Source organism: Fulvivirga marina (assembly GCF_016775155.1).
Classification (GTDB): domain Bacteria; phylum Bacteroidota; class Bacteroidia; order Cytophagales; family Cyclobacteriaceae; genus Fulvivirga; species Fulvivirga marina.
In genome coordinates this window covers 158,958-173,582 of sequence record NZ_JAEUGD010000023.1, presented here as the reverse complement: position 1 = coordinate 173,582, position 14,625 = coordinate 158,958, and the positions used below count along the sequence as shown (strand labels likewise).

The following is a 14,625-nucleotide window of genomic DNA, read 5'->3' as shown; positions in this document are numbered from 1 at the left end:
TTGAATCGCGTAAAGGTAATGAAATTATGAACAATAAAGTGCAAACGGGGAAAGACGGAGAACAGATGGCCTCCGAATATCTTGCGGCCAAAGGGTACGAAGTAGTGGAAAGGAACTATCGTTATAAACGATCCGAAATAGATATTATCGCAAAAAAAGAACAGCTTTTGGTTTTTGTGGAAGTAAAAACCAGAAGCTATAGTTCTTTTGGATACCCTGAAGATGCAGTCAATGGCATCAAGATTAAAAAAGTGATTGAAGGAGCTGATCAATACATTCATGAAAAAAATTGGTGTCATGATGTTCAGTTTGATGTGATCTCCATAGATTACTCTACCCTGGAAATTGTTCATTTTGAAGATGCCTTCTACTAATCGGTATACACGGCCACACAAATATCATGGGGCGCGGTCTCATCACCTCCAAAATAAGGAAATAGTATATGGTTTACATCCTCAAGCAATTCGGGTTTTTATTGACTTTCACGCGAAATGTTCGATTTACAACAAACACATCTGCCTGGTAATCAATTTATTCAGGTCAGATAAAGTTATATATTTATTATTCTACTTCCAATTGCTCATTGTACCACCTCGAACCAAACCGTGTGCTATTCTTATGATGATCTGCCGCAGTTTGAAAAACCCAGAAGCTTATTGATATCAGCCTGATTTTCTTCTTTTTTTGTTTTATAAATGGCGGACTCATCAAACTTCGCCTGAAAGCTTAATAAATCATCTTTGAATGATTTAATGGTGCTGTTTGACTCATGTTCACTTTGCTTAATTATACAATTTTTCAACATCGCCCTCAAAGAGGGGATCTATTGAGTGTTGCAGGCTGCAAAAAATAAGGACAGCCCAAATAGTAATATTGTGTTTGCTATCAAAAAACCATTTATAAACTGTTTGGTATTTTTACTATAAAATTGCTTCCTACACCTTTGGAGGAAGCCACAGAAATCTCCCCTTCAAGTTTATTGACAGCTTCTTGCACTATATACAGCCCCAAGCCTGAGCCCTTGGAAGACTCAGATGACCTGTAAAACATTTGAAAAATATCATCGATATTTTCTTTTGAAATCCCTTCCCCATTATCACAGACTTCAATGGTCGCATACTTGGGAGTTACCTTCACATCTATATCCACAAACTTTTCTGTCTTTTTTAAATCCTGAAACACCACAGCATTTTTAATGAGATGCTCAAGAATGAGGGATATGCGCAGCTGATCTGACACAAATTTTTGATCCTGCTTCACACGTACACGAAATCTAATTTTATTTGAACGTACATATTCCAGGTAGTGGTCCAATACCTTTGCAATAGTTTCATTAAAATAGATTGCCGATCTTTCAAAGGGACTACGGGCATTACCAACATAAGACTCTAATGACTTTAGAAAGTTATCCATACGCAATACACTCTCATTGATCAGGTGCAGGCACTCTTCTGTTACATCATCTCTGGTAGATTTTTCAGCCAAGCGGATCAAACCTTTGATGGAGGCAAGAGGCCCTTTGAGATCATGAGAACAACTATAAACAAATTTATCCAATACTGAATTTGCTTCTGATAACTCTTGGTTAAGCATGTGATTCATTTCCTTAATTTTTAGTGTTGTTCCCATCTTGATTTTAGTTTAGGTTAATTTCTTCGATCAGATCTCACTCTCAAATTAACAGCACTAACACCTTCAATGCTGGTACTTTCGAGACTTTTACTATTTGCCAGCACCCCAATTGGAGCCCAGCCTTTGTCTCAATAAAAAATTGAACGAAGTCTTTTTCCTCCTGAACCCAGTATATAACCACGATGTACAGGATAATAATTAGTGGCATTAACCCTACTGAGAAATGGCTCTCTACGAGAGGTTTTTCATTACCTTCCCGTTCAGCCAAATCTATAGAAGGGCTATAAAATTTAATATTTTGATTACTTAATTCAGTTAGCATATAGGTGCTGCCAAAAATGAAGGCAGCACCCCCTCCATCCTCAAAAATATCGAGAGCCTCCCGCTCTAGCACATCATTTACCAATGTGTCACACGAACCTTCAATACCTTTAAGGCTAAAAAGGGAGTTGTCTTCTTCTGCTATGCCTTCAGGTTGATATTGAGCGCTGGACTTAAAAAATGGGAAAGCCATCACACAAAAAAAGGCCGACGCTCTAAAAAAATATTTAACAGATGTATAAAACAATGTCATGGCTATCGAAATCTTGTATTACAAATTTGGCAATAACCATGGCTGCTTTTATGAGAGAATTCCTGAAAAGGAAAAATCAGAAGTATCCTTATACAATATGGCAGAAAAGCTGGAATAAAGAGTTTTTGACAATGTGCTGAATGTTTTGAGCCTAGACAACCTGAACTATGCTAGGGTAACTTTAAGGGAAGTAGTTAAAACACTAATGAGTATATCAGGGTAAACCCTGAAACTTTAGAGCCAAATCTAAAGTTCGATGATATTATTCTTAATGGCATATTTTACAAGTTCAGCAGTATTTTTTAGTCCTAGCTTGGAAAGTATGTTTGTTTTGTGAGTTTCAACGGTTTTAATACTAATAAATAATGCATCAGCCACTTCCTGATTAGACTTTCCCATAGCCACCTGCTCAAGCACCTCAAACTCTCTGGTAGTAAGTTCCTTACTTTTCTGAGCTGGTTTCTTTTCATCAGCCTCTTGATTATAGAACTGTTCAAATACAATATTCATAATGGAAGGACTAAAATACTTTTCTCCACCATAAACCTTCCTTATCGCATCTATCAAAGCCTCTCTGCTTACATCCTTGGGCAAGTAGCCATTCACTCCAACCTTTGCGCTTAGAGATATATAATCCTGATTCACTTCTCCAGATAGAAGTATAATCTTTACATTATTATTTTGCTCCTTGATCCAGCGCGTAGCTTCTATACCTGTCATTCCTTTCATCATTATATCCATGAGTATTACATCAGGGTATAGCTCCTGGGCGGCATTTATGGCTTCCTCCCCACTTTCAACCTTGCCCACCACCTCAATGAACTCTACATTTTTTAACATAGATGCTATACCTTCTCTCATTAGGGCATGGTCATCTACTAAAAGTACGCGGATATGTTTCATTTTAATTTTATTTAAGCAGTTTTTCTATAGACGAAATAAGTTGATCTGCAGTACAGGGTTTCCTTATGTAAGCATCGGCATTGTATTCCTTGGTCTTTTGTTCTGTCTCCTTAGTTGCCTGAGCAGAAAGTACAATAATTGGGGTAAGCTGATGTTTGTTTATAGACCTTATTTTAGAAATTAACTCAAAGCCATTCATTTCTGGCATCAATAAGTCTGTAATAATCAAATCAGGATTCATAGTACTAATTTTACGCATACCTTCAAAAGCATCATATGCAGTAATCACCTCATATCCTTCCATTTGCAGCAAATCACTTATTTCTTCCAGAAGGTGTAGCGTGTCATCAATAACTAATATCTTTTTCATCGACTAATGGAATCTGAATCTTTATTTTGGTCCCTTTTCCAACCTCACTATCAATCTCCACTGAGCCTTTTTGCAACTCCACAGCCTTCTTAACAATAGAAAGCCCCAGCCCTGTACCCTGAATAGCACCAGCACTATTAGTTCTGTGAAAAGGCTCAAATATTTTTTCCTGATCCTCTCTTTCAATACCCATTCCCCAATCCTTGACCTGCATATTCAACATTCCATGCGCACATATAACATCCAAAAGAACTCTATCCTTTCCTGGAGAAAATTTAATGGCATTGGTTAAAAGATTAATCAATATATTCCTTAAAAGTTTTTCATCTATGGCAATATCTCTTTCCTCGGTAGCTATCGAAAACAAAATCTTGTGTGTCTTCTTGGTACTATGCGTAACCTCTTCTATAATTTTTTTACAGAAATCTTTAATGTTAACCACTATTCGGTGCAGCCTTATTTTCCCGGATTCGCTTTTACCTATCAGCAGGACATCATCTAATAGATAAGTCATATGACCCACCTGCTCCTCAATCTTATCCAGCTTGCGTTCCATTTCGTCAATGCTAAGCTTTGCTTTGTATCTTTTAATGAAATTGGTGGCAAAGGTTATGGTCGACAAGGGAGTTCTAAACTCATGAGAGGCCATGGAAACAAACTTTGACTTAAGTGCTACCAGTTCCTTTTCTTTTAGCAAAGCCTCGTTAAGCTCCTTGGTGCGCTCAGCAACCTTCATTTCCAATCTTTCACGATATTCGATAAGCTCTGTTATATTCTGCCCTACACCAATAACTCCGATTATTTCAGAACTGAGGTTTCTTCGAGGAGCAGCATTAAATAGTATTGTCACTACTTTTCCTGTTCTGGTATAAATAGGTAGCTCATAGTTTGTCACCTCTTTACCTCTCAGAGCATTTTTAAGCAGATCAGTAACAGCAACTTTGTATCCATCAAGAATAAACTCATCGATCAGTTTCTTACCTAGCACCTCCGTTTTAGAATACCCGGTAAGCTTTGCACTTACCTGATTCCATTCATTGATACGCCCGTTCCAGTCAATACCAAAAATCGGAGCGTTGGCTGTATCAATAAGTGTTGTCAACTCTCTGGCAACAGACGTAACGCGATCTTCATATAACTTTTGTTCGGTGATATCAGAAAATGAGACTACAACACCCAGGCGACCATTAGGCTGTAAAAACGGCTCTGAATTGATGGACAGCCAAATCAAGTCCCCCCTGTCTTTGGCTCCCATAATTATCTGCGAGCAGGGTTTACCCGTTCGTAGGGTAACTTTAGAGGGAAAATTATCCGAAGGAAAAACTTCCATGTTTGGTTTAAAGAAGCGGTACCTGTCGGTAAGTTCCTCCTCAAATTTACGAGCGTTGGTAGTTTTTGACCTTAATATTTTCGATGCACTCTTATTGAATGTCACAATACGACCTTTATCATCATACAATACAAGTCCCTCAGCAATAGACTCTATAACTCCCTGATACTTGGCCTCACTCTCTATGAGCAGGTTATGCGCAAGCTTTTGCTCTGTAATGTCTCGGGAAGTACTGACAATTCTAATCAACCGATCTTCCTCATAGACGTGTTGAACCATGGTTTCAACGTAAATGTATACACCATCTTTGCGCCTCATTCGATATGAAATGGGTTTACATTCACCCTCTGCTTTTTGATCAAAAGGGCTAATGTTTTTTTCCTTAAGGTCTTGCGGGTGAATTAAATCCAGGTGTTTTTTACCTATTAATTCCTCTGCGTGGTACCCTAATATACGATCCGTAGAAGGGCCCACCCAAAGGTATGTTGAATCCGAACTATGTAGGCAAACAAGGTCCTGAATGTTCTCTGCTAGTAGCCTATAACGCTCCTGACTTTCCTCTAAAGCCATATCTGCCAAACTCTTAGCTTTGATCAATTCGGCATCCCTAATCTCTCGCTCAATAACAGGCATTAACCTGGCCATATCGTTCTTCAACAAATAATCGTTAGCACCCAACCTCATGGCCTCTACAGCAGCCTCTTCTCCAATGGTTCCGGACACAATGATAAAAGGCATATGAGGATATTTTTTTCTGGTGATCTCTAAAGCCGACTTGGCATTAAAATGCGGTAATGAATTATCGCTAATGATCACATCCCACTCCTCTTTATCAAGTGCTGCCTCATATTCATCAGCAGTTTCCACCCGTATGGCATTTATCTGATATCCTTCATGCCGAACTCTTCTTTTTATAAGCTCATAGTCGTCCTCGGAATCCTCAATGATCACTACATTAATAGGTTTCCATCTGTTAACTTGCGTTTTAGCAAACTCCTGTTTTTCTTTAATTTTCATCGTAATCTGTTTCCGGTGGCTGTTTCCAGTCGGGAACTATAACATCAAATTTAAACCCTCCATCTTTCTTGCTTTCAAGCATAATCGAGCCATTGACCTTTTCAATTGCATTTTTAACGATATACAAGCCAAGTCCAGACCCTAACGAGAACTCATGCGCCCTGTAAAACATATCAAAAACTTTATCCTGTAGCTTCTAAAATATTTCTATCGTTGATATTAAATTCCCTTTTTGACGGCACCATTCCAATGAATAATCTTAAGGTCTTTATTAAGCGCTATGAAAGCATCTTCAATGCTTCCCGATAAAAATTGATACATTTTCTGGCTTTTAGCCAGTTTCTGCTCTATAGCCCGTCGCCTTAACCGATTGTGAGCCTCTTTTAATTCCCGCTCTATAGCTGGTATTAAGCGTTTAAGATTACCCTTTAAAATATAATCATTAGCTCCAGCACGCATGGCTTCTACCGCTGCTTCTTCACCAATAGTCCCTGACACAATAAAAAATGGAACATTTTCATTTCTTGATCGCGTTACACTAAGTGCAGTAGGAGCATTTAAGCGAGGCAATCTGTTGTCACTTATAACAAGATCCCACCGTTCAGTTAAAGACTTTTCTAAATCTTCAACCGTCTCCACACGCTCTGCCTCTGTCATGGATCCACCTTTCCTGATTTCTCTTAGCAGCAGCTCGTAATCATCTTCCGAATCCTCTATTACCAGTATTTTTAATATATTACTCATTGATCTGTGGATTAGGTTCGTTTAACACAAGCCAATAAAGACCCAGTTGACCAATAGCCTCGGTGAACTGAACAAAATCCACTGGCTTTCTTATATAGCTATTCGCCCCTAAAGAATAGCTTTTAATAATATCTTCTTCCTGATTAGATGTGGTTAGCACTACCACAGATAGCCCTTTTGTACTTTCGTACTTTCTTATTTCTTTTAATACCTCCAACCCATCTCGCTTCGGAAGCTTCAAATCAAGAAGAATCAAAGCCGGCCTAAAAACACCTTTACCATTACGCCCGAAAAGAAGGTCCAACGCTTCAACCCCATCACGCGCAATAATGACATCGTTGGCTATATTTTTCTTTTTTAAAGCACGCAGAGTCAGGGTTATATCATCTTCATTATCCTCAACTAGTAATATTTTTCCAGACATTATGGGTTATTTTAGTTTAGTGTAAAGTAAAATGTCGACCCTTTGCCTATGGCACTTCTAGCCCATATCTCTCCTCCATGACGGTGAATTATACGCTTAACCGTGGCCAGGCCTATCCCAGTACCTTCAAATTCACGGTCTCCATGCAGCCTTTGAAACGCTCCAAAAAGTTTATCGGCATAATTCATATCAAACCCCACCCCATTATCTTTAATATAAAATACTTGCTTGTGATTAATGATCTCTTCACCAATTTCCACTTTTGGAGCACTCGATTTCCTTGAATATTTTGCTGCATTTTCAATCAAATTTTCCAGCGCCACATTAAGTAGACCTTTATCTGCCTGAGCATTTAAGCCATGTGCTATAACAAACTCTGTTTTGCTATACTGATCGTTGACTAGATCTTCTACTATATGAATCGCAAGAAGGGTGACATCAACAGGTTGAAAATTTATCTCTTGTCTGGATATTCTTGACAGGCCAAGAAGGTCATCTATCAGCCTACCCATTCTCACGCTGGCGGACGACACCCTATTCAAATAGTCCTTACCAGTGCCATCTAGCTGCTCTGAATAATCCTCCATCAGTGCTTGGCTAAATCCGTGAATACTTCTAAGCGGTGATCGTAAATCATGAGAAACGGAATAGCTAAAGGCCTCTAGCTCCTGATTGGTTGCCTCAAGTTGGGCTGTTCTTTGTCTGACCACTTCATGAATACGCCTTTCTGCCATTTTTCGCTCAGTGATATCCATAATTTGGGTAATAAAGTATTTAATATTACCCTTGGTACTCCGTACCGCTGAAACATTCTGCTGAACCCATATAACTTCTCCCTTTGCATTTAAATACCGCTTGTCCAACTGGTATGTATGTACATTACCTTGTTGCAATTTTCGAAGGTATTTCTGATCAAGGTTTCGATCATCCGGATTAGTAATTTTATGAAGTCCAAGTTTAATAAGGCTTGCCTCAACATAACCCAGCATTTCTGTCAACGCCTTATTTACTTTCAGTAACTTGCCGTCCGTTCCTAAGAGTGCTACTCCTATGGGACTATAATCAATTGTAGCTTTAAGCCTTTGCTCACTTTCCTTAAGGTTTTTCTCATAAAGTTTTTGATCCGTGATATTCATACAGATGCCAATCATACCTATGGGCTCTCCATATTCATCTTTATTAACTTCTCCCCTTGAATGAAGTATTCTGATTTCTCCTTCCATAGTGATTATCCTATAGATAATATCATATTTAATATCTTTTCGAATAGTGTCTCCTATAGCCCGACTCACCAAATCAGAATCATCTGGATGGATGCGTTCAGTGAAGTCCTGTATGATGCCCCGAAAGTTTTTTTTAGGATGATCCATTAACTTGTGCATATAATCATCCCATTGGAGGGAGCCTGTTTTAATATTCCAATTCCAAGCTCCAATTTCACCGGCTTCAAGTGCCAATGAAAGCACCTTTTTACCGGCTTCCATTTTTTCCTGAGAAGCTTTGGCCTGGTCTATATTCATTAGCAGCCCCCTTAGTGACTCCATTTTTCCATATTTAACCACGGGTAAACCAACAACTCTGACCCAAATACTGTTTTTTTCAGCCGTTACCATTTTGACTTCTATGTCATAACTCTCGCAAGTCTTCTCGGCATGAGCAATCACCTGCTTCAACTTATTGCGGTAGTCTTTATGAACAAAGCCAAGGGCCTTTTCAAAATTGAAATCGGTTATGCTTTTGAGTTCAAGAATACGATAGACTTCTTCTGAACAGTATATTGAACTTTCATCTACATTCATCTGCCAAACCCCAATTTTACCAGCTTCTTGAGCCGATCGAAAAAGCTCATTAGTTCTTTTTAGAATACTATTAGATGCTTTAAGGTCTTGGGTACGTTCATCCACTTTTCTCTCCAGATCTTCATTAAGCCGTTTTAATTCGCCCTCTGCCCTTTGTCGCTGTAGAATCTCATCCTTTAGCCTCCTGTTGAGTGCGGTTAACTCAGAAACCAGCTTTTCTAACTCCTCGGGACTTTTATATTTCAGTACCTCAGGCGTAAGCCTCACCAAAGCAAATACTGCTCCCAGGGAAACCATTGCAGTAATAAACCTTATCAAAGCACTAAGCCTATATACCGGCCACCAGAATATAACTGCATCTACAAAATGTGTAAGTCCGCAGAAAAGAATGAAAGCAATAAAAAGCAAAAATATGGACTTGAAGGGAACCTCATTTTCTTTCTTATACAAATAATACCCCAAGATCATAGGGATCAGAAAATATGCGAACCAGATCAGGAAATCAGAAACAATATATAGCCACCCATGAAATGGGGTCCATATTCCGCAATTCCACCTGGCTGGCCAGTTTTCTACGCTAAAAAGCCCGGCTATAAACCCGGGCTGAACTGCTACTACATCATTTGATTCATAAGAAACATGGCATGTTGTTGGTATTTCATTTGGTGTAGTATTAGCCACTGTACTGAATACCAAAAATGATAATGGGATACAACTAATGAAAAAATGCCTCCTAATATTTTTCATCATGGTACTATTATTGCCCGTTCCAGAAAACTAGTGATAAAGTAATCTAGTAAAATGTTCTCACTTTTGGAAATACATAAAATTGGCACATGTAAGATAATACAGGCAAAATTGTAGCCAGAGAGGCAACTTATAAAATAAAATTAATTTTAGATAAGACAAAACAAATAATTGGTGTAGAATTAAAATTATTACATTTGTAATATTTTAAAATCATTAATGAAATACGGCTTAAAGGCTATCTTCTTTGATAGACGAGCTTTCCTCGCCTGTTCCACTCTTTAAAAATGTAGGGGCTGCTTTGCTTATCAAAAGGGTCTTTTGAATACCTGATTATTTTTTTTCTGCGTCCACTCGAGTAATACTCTACCCAGTCTCCCACTTTATAATCCCATTTGTATTCTCCCTTTACGGCTACCTTTCCACTCTTGTGAAAATAATAATAGTAGCCTTCTTTCTCTCCGTACTCAATAGGGATAATTTCCTTCATTTTCTCCCTTTTCTGATCATAATAACTCACTAGTGACTCCTTAGGCCAGCCTTTGTAGTATTTTTCTTTATCAACAAGTAGATCATTCTTGTCATACCTTACCCACCGGCCATGCTTCATTCCTTTGTAGAATATTCCCTCTTCCAACACCTGATCTCCTTGCATTTTTTTGTAAGGTCCATGCAATATCGCTCCATACTCCTTATCTACCTTGCCCTCGCTTCTGATCTTTCCTCGACGATAATCAATCCAGTATATATCTCTTACATAAGGATCTGGCTCTTCATATTCCTTCAACACATAAAAAAGCTCATAGGTCTTTCTATCACCACTCCCTTTTTGAGTATAACGTTTTTTAGTTTTGAGCCCATAAAACACATTTTTTTTAGGCTTCTTCTTTTTAGGCTCCACATAGTCCTCCTCCTTCTCATCGCTTTCAAGGTCTAAGGTTATAGGTGTGTTGATCGTGAACATTTTATCCGTACTTTCAGGGTCAGATTCCTGAGCATACAGATGGGCGACTAACAATAACGTAACGGATAGTGAAACTATAGATTTAAGAAACATTGACCTATTTTATTATTTGGCAACGTAAATAACCATTTTTTATTTTCATCTCAAAAATAAAAAAGCCACCTGAAAAGTTCCAGGTGGCTCTGTTTGATAAACTTTGTAGGCTATTCACCCGCCAGCTCTATACTTCGCCTAATAAAATTAGTAAGATCTGAGCCGGAAAGCATATTTTGAGACAGCATCGCCAAATCATAAGCTTGCTTGGCTAGCAACTCTTTTTTCTCCTCTTTTTTTGCTCTTAAAATTTTTCCTATTATCGCATGATTACCATTAACGGTTAAATTAAATTGATCCGGCATATTACCCATCATAGCATATCCGCCACCGCCCATTTTGGCCATGTCTTTCATTCTTCTCATAAACTCTGACATCGTAATGGTAACCGGCATCTCATCAGGGGAAAGCGATTCAACAGAGATATTCATACTCTTGTTGTTAACCGCTTTTTCAAAGATCTCTTTTACCTTTTCTTCCTCTTCCTTGCTCAGTACACTATCAATTTTCTCATCCTTGTCAATCAGCTTGTCAACGGTTTCCGCATCTACCCGTTTAAGTTGTGTTTTTTCAAGCTTTTGTTCCAGGAAATTAACAAAGTGACTATCTATAATTCCATCCATTAAAAGGATGTCATAAGACTTTGCCTTTGCTGCTTGTATGTAGGTGTCCTGCTTTGCAGCATCAGTAGTGTACAGATAGACAAGATTTCCGTCCTTATCTTCTTGGGTTGTCTTTACTTTTTCTTTGTACTCATCAAGCGTTGCAAAAGCACCTTCAGTATTTTTCAACAAAGCAAAGTCTTTAGCCTTTTCATAGAATTTGTCTTCGCTAAGCATACCATATTTAACAAAAACACCTATATCATCCCACTTGTCTTCATAAGACTTTCTATCGTTTTTAAACAGTTCACTTAGCTTATCCGCTACCTTCTTTGTGATGTGGTTATTGATTTTCTTAACGCTACTGTCCGACTGCAAATAACTTCTTGATACGTTCAGAGGAATATCAGGGGAATCAATGACACCATGCAGCAACATCAGGAATTCAGGCACTACGTCTTTCACCTCATCGGTGATAAATACCTGCCTTGAATATAATTGGATCTTGTTTTTCTGTACTTCGAAGTCATTTTTCGCCTTAGGAAAATACAAGATACCTGTTAGGTTAAAGGGATAGTCAACATTCAAGTGAATCCAAAAAAGTGGGTCTTCAGACATTGGATAAAGGTCTCTGTAGAATTTCAGATAATCCTCATCTTTAAGGTCTGCAGGAGTTTTTGTCCATAAAGGCTCAGTATCATTGATAATACGGTCCTCCGTTACCGTCTTATACTTAGGCTTATCCTCCTCATCTTTGCCATCTTCTACTTGCTTGTCCTCTGTACCAAATTTCACTTGTACGGGCAGGAACCTGCAATATTTTTCAAGAATAGACTTAAGCCTCCACTCATCTAAAAACTCCTCCGAGTCATCCGCAACATGAAGAATTACATCTGTACCTCTTTCTTTCTTATCTGCTTCAGAAATTTCGAATTCTGTAGAACCATCACATGTCCATTTGGCAGCCTCTGTGCCCTCTTGGTATGACTTGGAAACCAACTCTACCTTTTTGGCTACCATAAACGCCGAGTAGAAGCCAAGACCAAATTTACCAATGATGTCTTTCGCGTCTCCCTTGTCTTTAAACTTCTCCACAAACTCGGTAGCACCCGAAAAAGCTATTTGGTTAATGTACTTTTTAATTTCGTCAGCAGTCATACCGATACCTCTATCGGAGACCGTTATTGTTTTCTTCTCTTTATCAAAGCTTACCTCTACAGTGGTATCACCGATATCTTCCTTGAGTTCGCCGAGAGATGACAGCCTTTTCAGTTTTTGGGTCGCATCAACAGCATTAGAAACCAATTCTCTTAAGAAAATCTCGTGATCAGAGTACAGAAACTTTTTGATAATCGGAAAAATATTTTCCGTGTGAATCGAAATAGTACCTTTTTCAGCCATTTTTATCCTTTATTTTATAGTCTATTTTTCATATTTACCCTACTGCATTTCCAAATACCATTCCAGCCGACAAAAAGTGACATAATGACAGGGTTGATGTAACCCGCCATCCTTTACTTCAGCTAAGTAGTAAAAAAGATCGGCAAAAGAGCAAAACTATTTAGGTCGCAGGAGGTGAGGTATGGTAAAGATTTTGAATGTAGAATGGAATAAAAAAGCACCTTCGCTAAAAATGGTGCTACTAAATCATCTCTATTCAGTTGACAGCTTATCTTACCTGATTCGATCAACAGAGCGAACCAGGCGTTCATCTTTACGGATGAAGCGGTTGGCTATAACATTACAGATCATGGCTGCTGCAGGAAAAAAGATAGCCATTCCATAACTCCAACCATATTGAAGTTGCTTTTCATCCATCAGGTTGCTGGCAAAATATAGGCTTAAACCCATAGCTCCCGCCATAAATAATGAGTTAAGAGCACCTAACTTCATTTGGAGCAAACGGTTTTTAAAGCTTGAGATTTCAACTATACCAACAAGAGCTGCTGATATGGCCAATACTGCTACAAAAACATAAGGTGAATAAACCTTTGTTGTTACGGCTCCGGTGCCTTCCTGAGCATCAAGATAGAATGAGGTCAAGATATAGGTAAGACTACCGTCTTCGGCCTGATATGTCCATAAAGGGAATAATAACATCAGGAGCATTAACACTACTACGAGTAACAGAAATACAGTTTGAATCCTTTGTAACATATGGCTATTGGCTTAAATTGCGACTGCAAATTTAAATCAAACCGCCCCGGTTTACAAACTGTAATTGAAATGAAAACAGCATACATTGTAGATATATTAAGGACACCCATAGGCAAATTTGGTGGCACACTCTCTTCGGTAAGGCCCGATGATCTTGCAGCACATGTTATTAAATCTTTGATCAGCAGAAACTCTAACCTGGATGCAAAACTGATTGAGGATGTAATTTTGGGAGCGGCCAATCAGGCCGGTGAAGACAATCGAAACGTAGCGCGCATGGCACTATTAATAGCGGGACTACCTGTTGAAACCGGTGGGGTTACGGTAAATCGCTTGTGCGCGTCCGGCCTCCAATCCATTATGGACGCATCTCGTGCTTTGATGTTGGGAGAAGGGCAGGCCTATATTGCCGGAGGTACGGAAAGCATGACAAGAGCCCCCTTTGTAACCGCCAAATCAGAGACCCCTTATGGTCGAGCAGTAGAAACATACGATACCACCATCGGCTGGAGGTTTCCTAATCCAAAGCTTTCAAAACTACACTACCCATATGCCATGGGTGAAACCGCTGAGAATGTAGCCGAAAAATGGAATATTTCCAGAGAAGAACAAGATGAATTTGCATACAACTCGCAATTAAAGTATAAGACGGCTTTTGAGGCTGATAAATTCAAAAATGAAATAACTCCTGTAGAAATACCACAACGGAAAGCTGATCCTATTCAATTTGACGTTGATGAACACCCTCGCTTTTCACCACTGGAAAAACTGGCTGCTCTTAAACCTGCCTTCAAAGATGGGGGGACCGTAACAGCGGGAAATTCGTCCGGGATTAACGATGGAGCAGCAGCATCACTAATAGTTGATGAAGACTTACTAACGAAATTTAACCTTAAACCAATAGCTCGGGTAGTTTCTATGGCCATTGCAGGTGTTAGTCCCGACTGTATGGGTATAGGGCCGGTACCCGCTACTCAAAAAGCACTCAAAAGAGCAGGCCTACAAGTAAAGGACCTCGACTTAATTGAACTCAATGAAGCGTTTGCTTCACAGTCTATAGCATGTATACGTGATTTAGATCTGGATCCTGCTAAGGTAAATGTTAACGGAGGTTCAATTGCAATTGGTCACCCTCTAGGAGCAAGTGGTACAAGAATAAGCGCCACACTGATCCACGAAATGCAAAAAAGAGAGCAGGTTAGGTACGGACTTGCTACCATGTGTGTCGGAGTTGGTCAGGGTGCCGCTATCATCTATGAAAAACTGTAA

General features: G+C 39.0%; 14 protein-coding genes. 2 read left to right on the top strand and 12 right to left on the bottom strand.

Annotation, left to right across the window (positions count from 1 at the left end; translation table 11 throughout):
• Positions 1 to 26 precede the first annotated feature (26 nt).
• Complete coding sequence (locus JMN32_RS07705) at positions 27 to 374, top strand: YraN family protein (RefSeq protein WP_202855730.1); 348 nt, start codon at positions 27 to 29, stop codon at positions 372 to 374.
• A gap of 523 nt (positions 375 to 897) precedes the next feature.
• On the opposite strand, the gene JMN32_RS07700 is transcribed toward JMN32_RS07705, so the two are convergent.
• The 12 genes from JMN32_RS07700 to JMN32_RS07645 form a co-directional block, all read right to left on the bottom strand.
• Positions 898 to 1,629, bottom strand: coding sequence for a sensor histidine kinase (locus JMN32_RS07700; protein WP_202855729.1), 732 nt, complete (start codon positions 1,627 to 1,629; stop codon positions 898 to 900).
• A 43-nt stretch (positions 1,630 to 1,672) separates the two neighbouring features.
• Positions 1,673 to 2,146, bottom strand: a complete 474-nt coding sequence (locus JMN32_RS07695) for a hypothetical protein (protein ID WP_202855728.1) — start codon at positions 2,144 to 2,146, stop codon at positions 1,673 to 1,675.
• Positions 2,147 to 2,452: 306 nt separating this feature from the next.
• On the bottom strand, positions 2,453 to 3,109 hold the full coding sequence (locus JMN32_RS07690) for a response regulator transcription factor (RefSeq protein WP_202855727.1): 657 nt from the start codon (positions 3,107 to 3,109) through the stop codon (positions 2,453 to 2,455).
• A gap of 7 nt (positions 3,110 to 3,116) precedes the next feature.
• On the bottom strand, positions 3,117 to 3,479 hold the full coding sequence (locus JMN32_RS07685) for a response regulator transcription factor (protein WP_202855726.1): 363 nt from the start codon (positions 3,477 to 3,479) through the stop codon (positions 3,117 to 3,119).
• Positions 3,457 to 5,826 carry a hybrid sensor histidine kinase/response regulator gene (locus JMN32_RS07680; protein ID WP_202855725.1) on the bottom strand — a complete coding sequence of 790 codons (2,370 nt, stop codon included), beginning with the start codon at positions 5,824 to 5,826 and terminating at the stop codon, positions 3,457 to 3,459. Before JMN32_RS07680 ends, JMN32_RS07685 begins: the two co-directional genes overlap by 23 nt.
• Positions 5,816 to 5,998, bottom strand: coding sequence for a HAMP domain-containing histidine kinase (locus tag JMN32_RS07675; protein ID WP_202855724.1), 183 nt, complete (start codon positions 5,996 to 5,998; stop codon positions 5,816 to 5,818). The genes JMN32_RS07680 and JMN32_RS07675 overlap by 11 nt, the downstream gene beginning before the upstream one ends.
• A 47-nt stretch (positions 5,999 to 6,045) precedes the next feature.
• A complete protein-coding gene (locus JMN32_RS07670) occupies positions 6,046 to 6,570 on the bottom strand; it encodes a response regulator (RefSeq protein ID WP_202855723.1) in 525 nt (174 codons plus the stop codon).
• The gene (locus JMN32_RS07665; RefSeq protein ID WP_202855722.1) at positions 6,563 to 6,994 is read right to left on the bottom strand and encodes a response regulator; all 432 of its coding nucleotides are present in this window, start codon (positions 6,992 to 6,994) and stop codon (positions 6,563 to 6,565) included. The genes JMN32_RS07670 and JMN32_RS07665 overlap by 8 nt, the downstream gene beginning before the upstream one ends.
• A gap of 11 nt (positions 6,995 to 7,005) precedes the next feature.
• On the bottom strand, positions 7,006 to 9,543 hold the full coding sequence (locus JMN32_RS07660; protein WP_202855721.1) for a PAS domain-containing protein: 2,538 nt from the start codon (positions 9,541 to 9,543) through the stop codon (positions 7,006 to 7,008).
• Between the two features lie 235 nt (positions 9,544 to 9,778).
• The gene (locus JMN32_RS07655; protein ID WP_238354379.1) at positions 9,779 to 10,597 is read right to left on the bottom strand and encodes a toxin-antitoxin system YwqK family antitoxin; all 819 of its coding nucleotides are present in this window, start codon (positions 10,595 to 10,597) and stop codon (positions 9,779 to 9,781) included.
• Between the two features lie 110 nt (positions 10,598 to 10,707).
• A complete protein-coding gene (htpG, locus tag JMN32_RS07650) occupies positions 10,708 to 12,600 on the bottom strand; it encodes a molecular chaperone HtpG (RefSeq protein ID WP_202855720.1) in 1,893 nt (630 codons plus the stop codon).
• A gap of 273 nt (positions 12,601 to 12,873) precedes the next feature.
• Positions 12,874 to 13,356: a DUF4293 domain-containing protein gene (locus JMN32_RS07645; RefSeq protein ID WP_202855719.1), complete on the bottom strand. Its 483-nt coding sequence runs from the start codon at positions 13,354 to 13,356 to the stop codon at positions 12,874 to 12,876.
• A 69-nt stretch (positions 13,357 to 13,425) separates the two neighbouring features.
• Here JMN32_RS07645 and JMN32_RS07640 point away from each other — a divergent pair, with 69 nt between their 5' ends.
• Entirely contained in the window at positions 13,426 to 14,625 is a 1,200-nt protein-coding gene (locus JMN32_RS07640) for a thiolase family protein (protein WP_202855718.1), read from the top strand.

Coding starts and splice junctions, on each gene's coding strand:
- JMN32_RS07705 (WP_202855730.1), top strand. CDS start 27: ATGAACAATAAAGTGCAAACGGGGAAAGACGGAGAACAGATGGCCTCC.
- JMN32_RS07700 (WP_202855729.1), bottom strand. CDS start 1,629: ATGGGAACAACACTAAAAATTAAGGAAATGAATCACATGCTTAACCAA.
- JMN32_RS07695 (WP_202855728.1), bottom strand. CDS start 2,146: ATGGCTTTCCCATTTTTTAAGTCCAGCGCTCAATATCAACCTGAAGGC.
- JMN32_RS07690 (WP_202855727.1), bottom strand. CDS start 3,109: ATGAAACATATCCGCGTACTTTTAGTAGATGACCATGCCCTAATGAGA.
- JMN32_RS07685 (WP_202855726.1), bottom strand. CDS start 3,479: ATGAAAAAGATATTAGTTATTGATGACACGCTACACCTTCTGGAAGAA.
- JMN32_RS07680 (WP_202855725.1), bottom strand. CDS start 5,826: ATGAAAATTAAAGAAAAACAGGAGTTTGCTAAAACGCAAGTTAACAGA.
- JMN32_RS07675 (WP_202855724.1), bottom strand. CDS start 5,998: ATGTTTTACAGGGCGCATGAGTTCTCGTTAGGGTCTGGACTTGGCTTG.
- JMN32_RS07670 (WP_202855723.1), bottom strand. CDS start 6,570: ATGAGTAATATATTAAAAATACTGGTAATAGAGGATTCGGAAGATGAT.
- JMN32_RS07665 (WP_202855722.1), bottom strand. CDS start 6,994: ATGTCTGGAAAAATATTACTAGTTGAGGATAATGAAGATGATATAACC.
- JMN32_RS07660 (WP_202855721.1), bottom strand. CDS start 9,543: ATGATGAAAAATATTAGGAGGCATTTTTTCATTAGTTGTATCCCATTA.
- JMN32_RS07655 (WP_238354379.1), bottom strand. CDS start 10,597: ATGTTTCTTAAATCTATAGTTTCACTATCCGTTACGTTATTGTTAGTC.
- htpG (WP_202855720.1), bottom strand. CDS start 12,600: ATGGCTGAAAAAGGTACTATTTCGATTCACACGGAAAATATTTTTCCG.
- JMN32_RS07645 (WP_202855719.1), bottom strand. CDS start 13,356: ATGTTACAAAGGATTCAAACTGTATTTCTGTTACTCGTAGTAGTGTTA.
- JMN32_RS07640 (WP_202855718.1), top strand. CDS start 13,426: ATGAAAACAGCATACATTGTAGATATATTAAGGACACCCATAGGCAAA.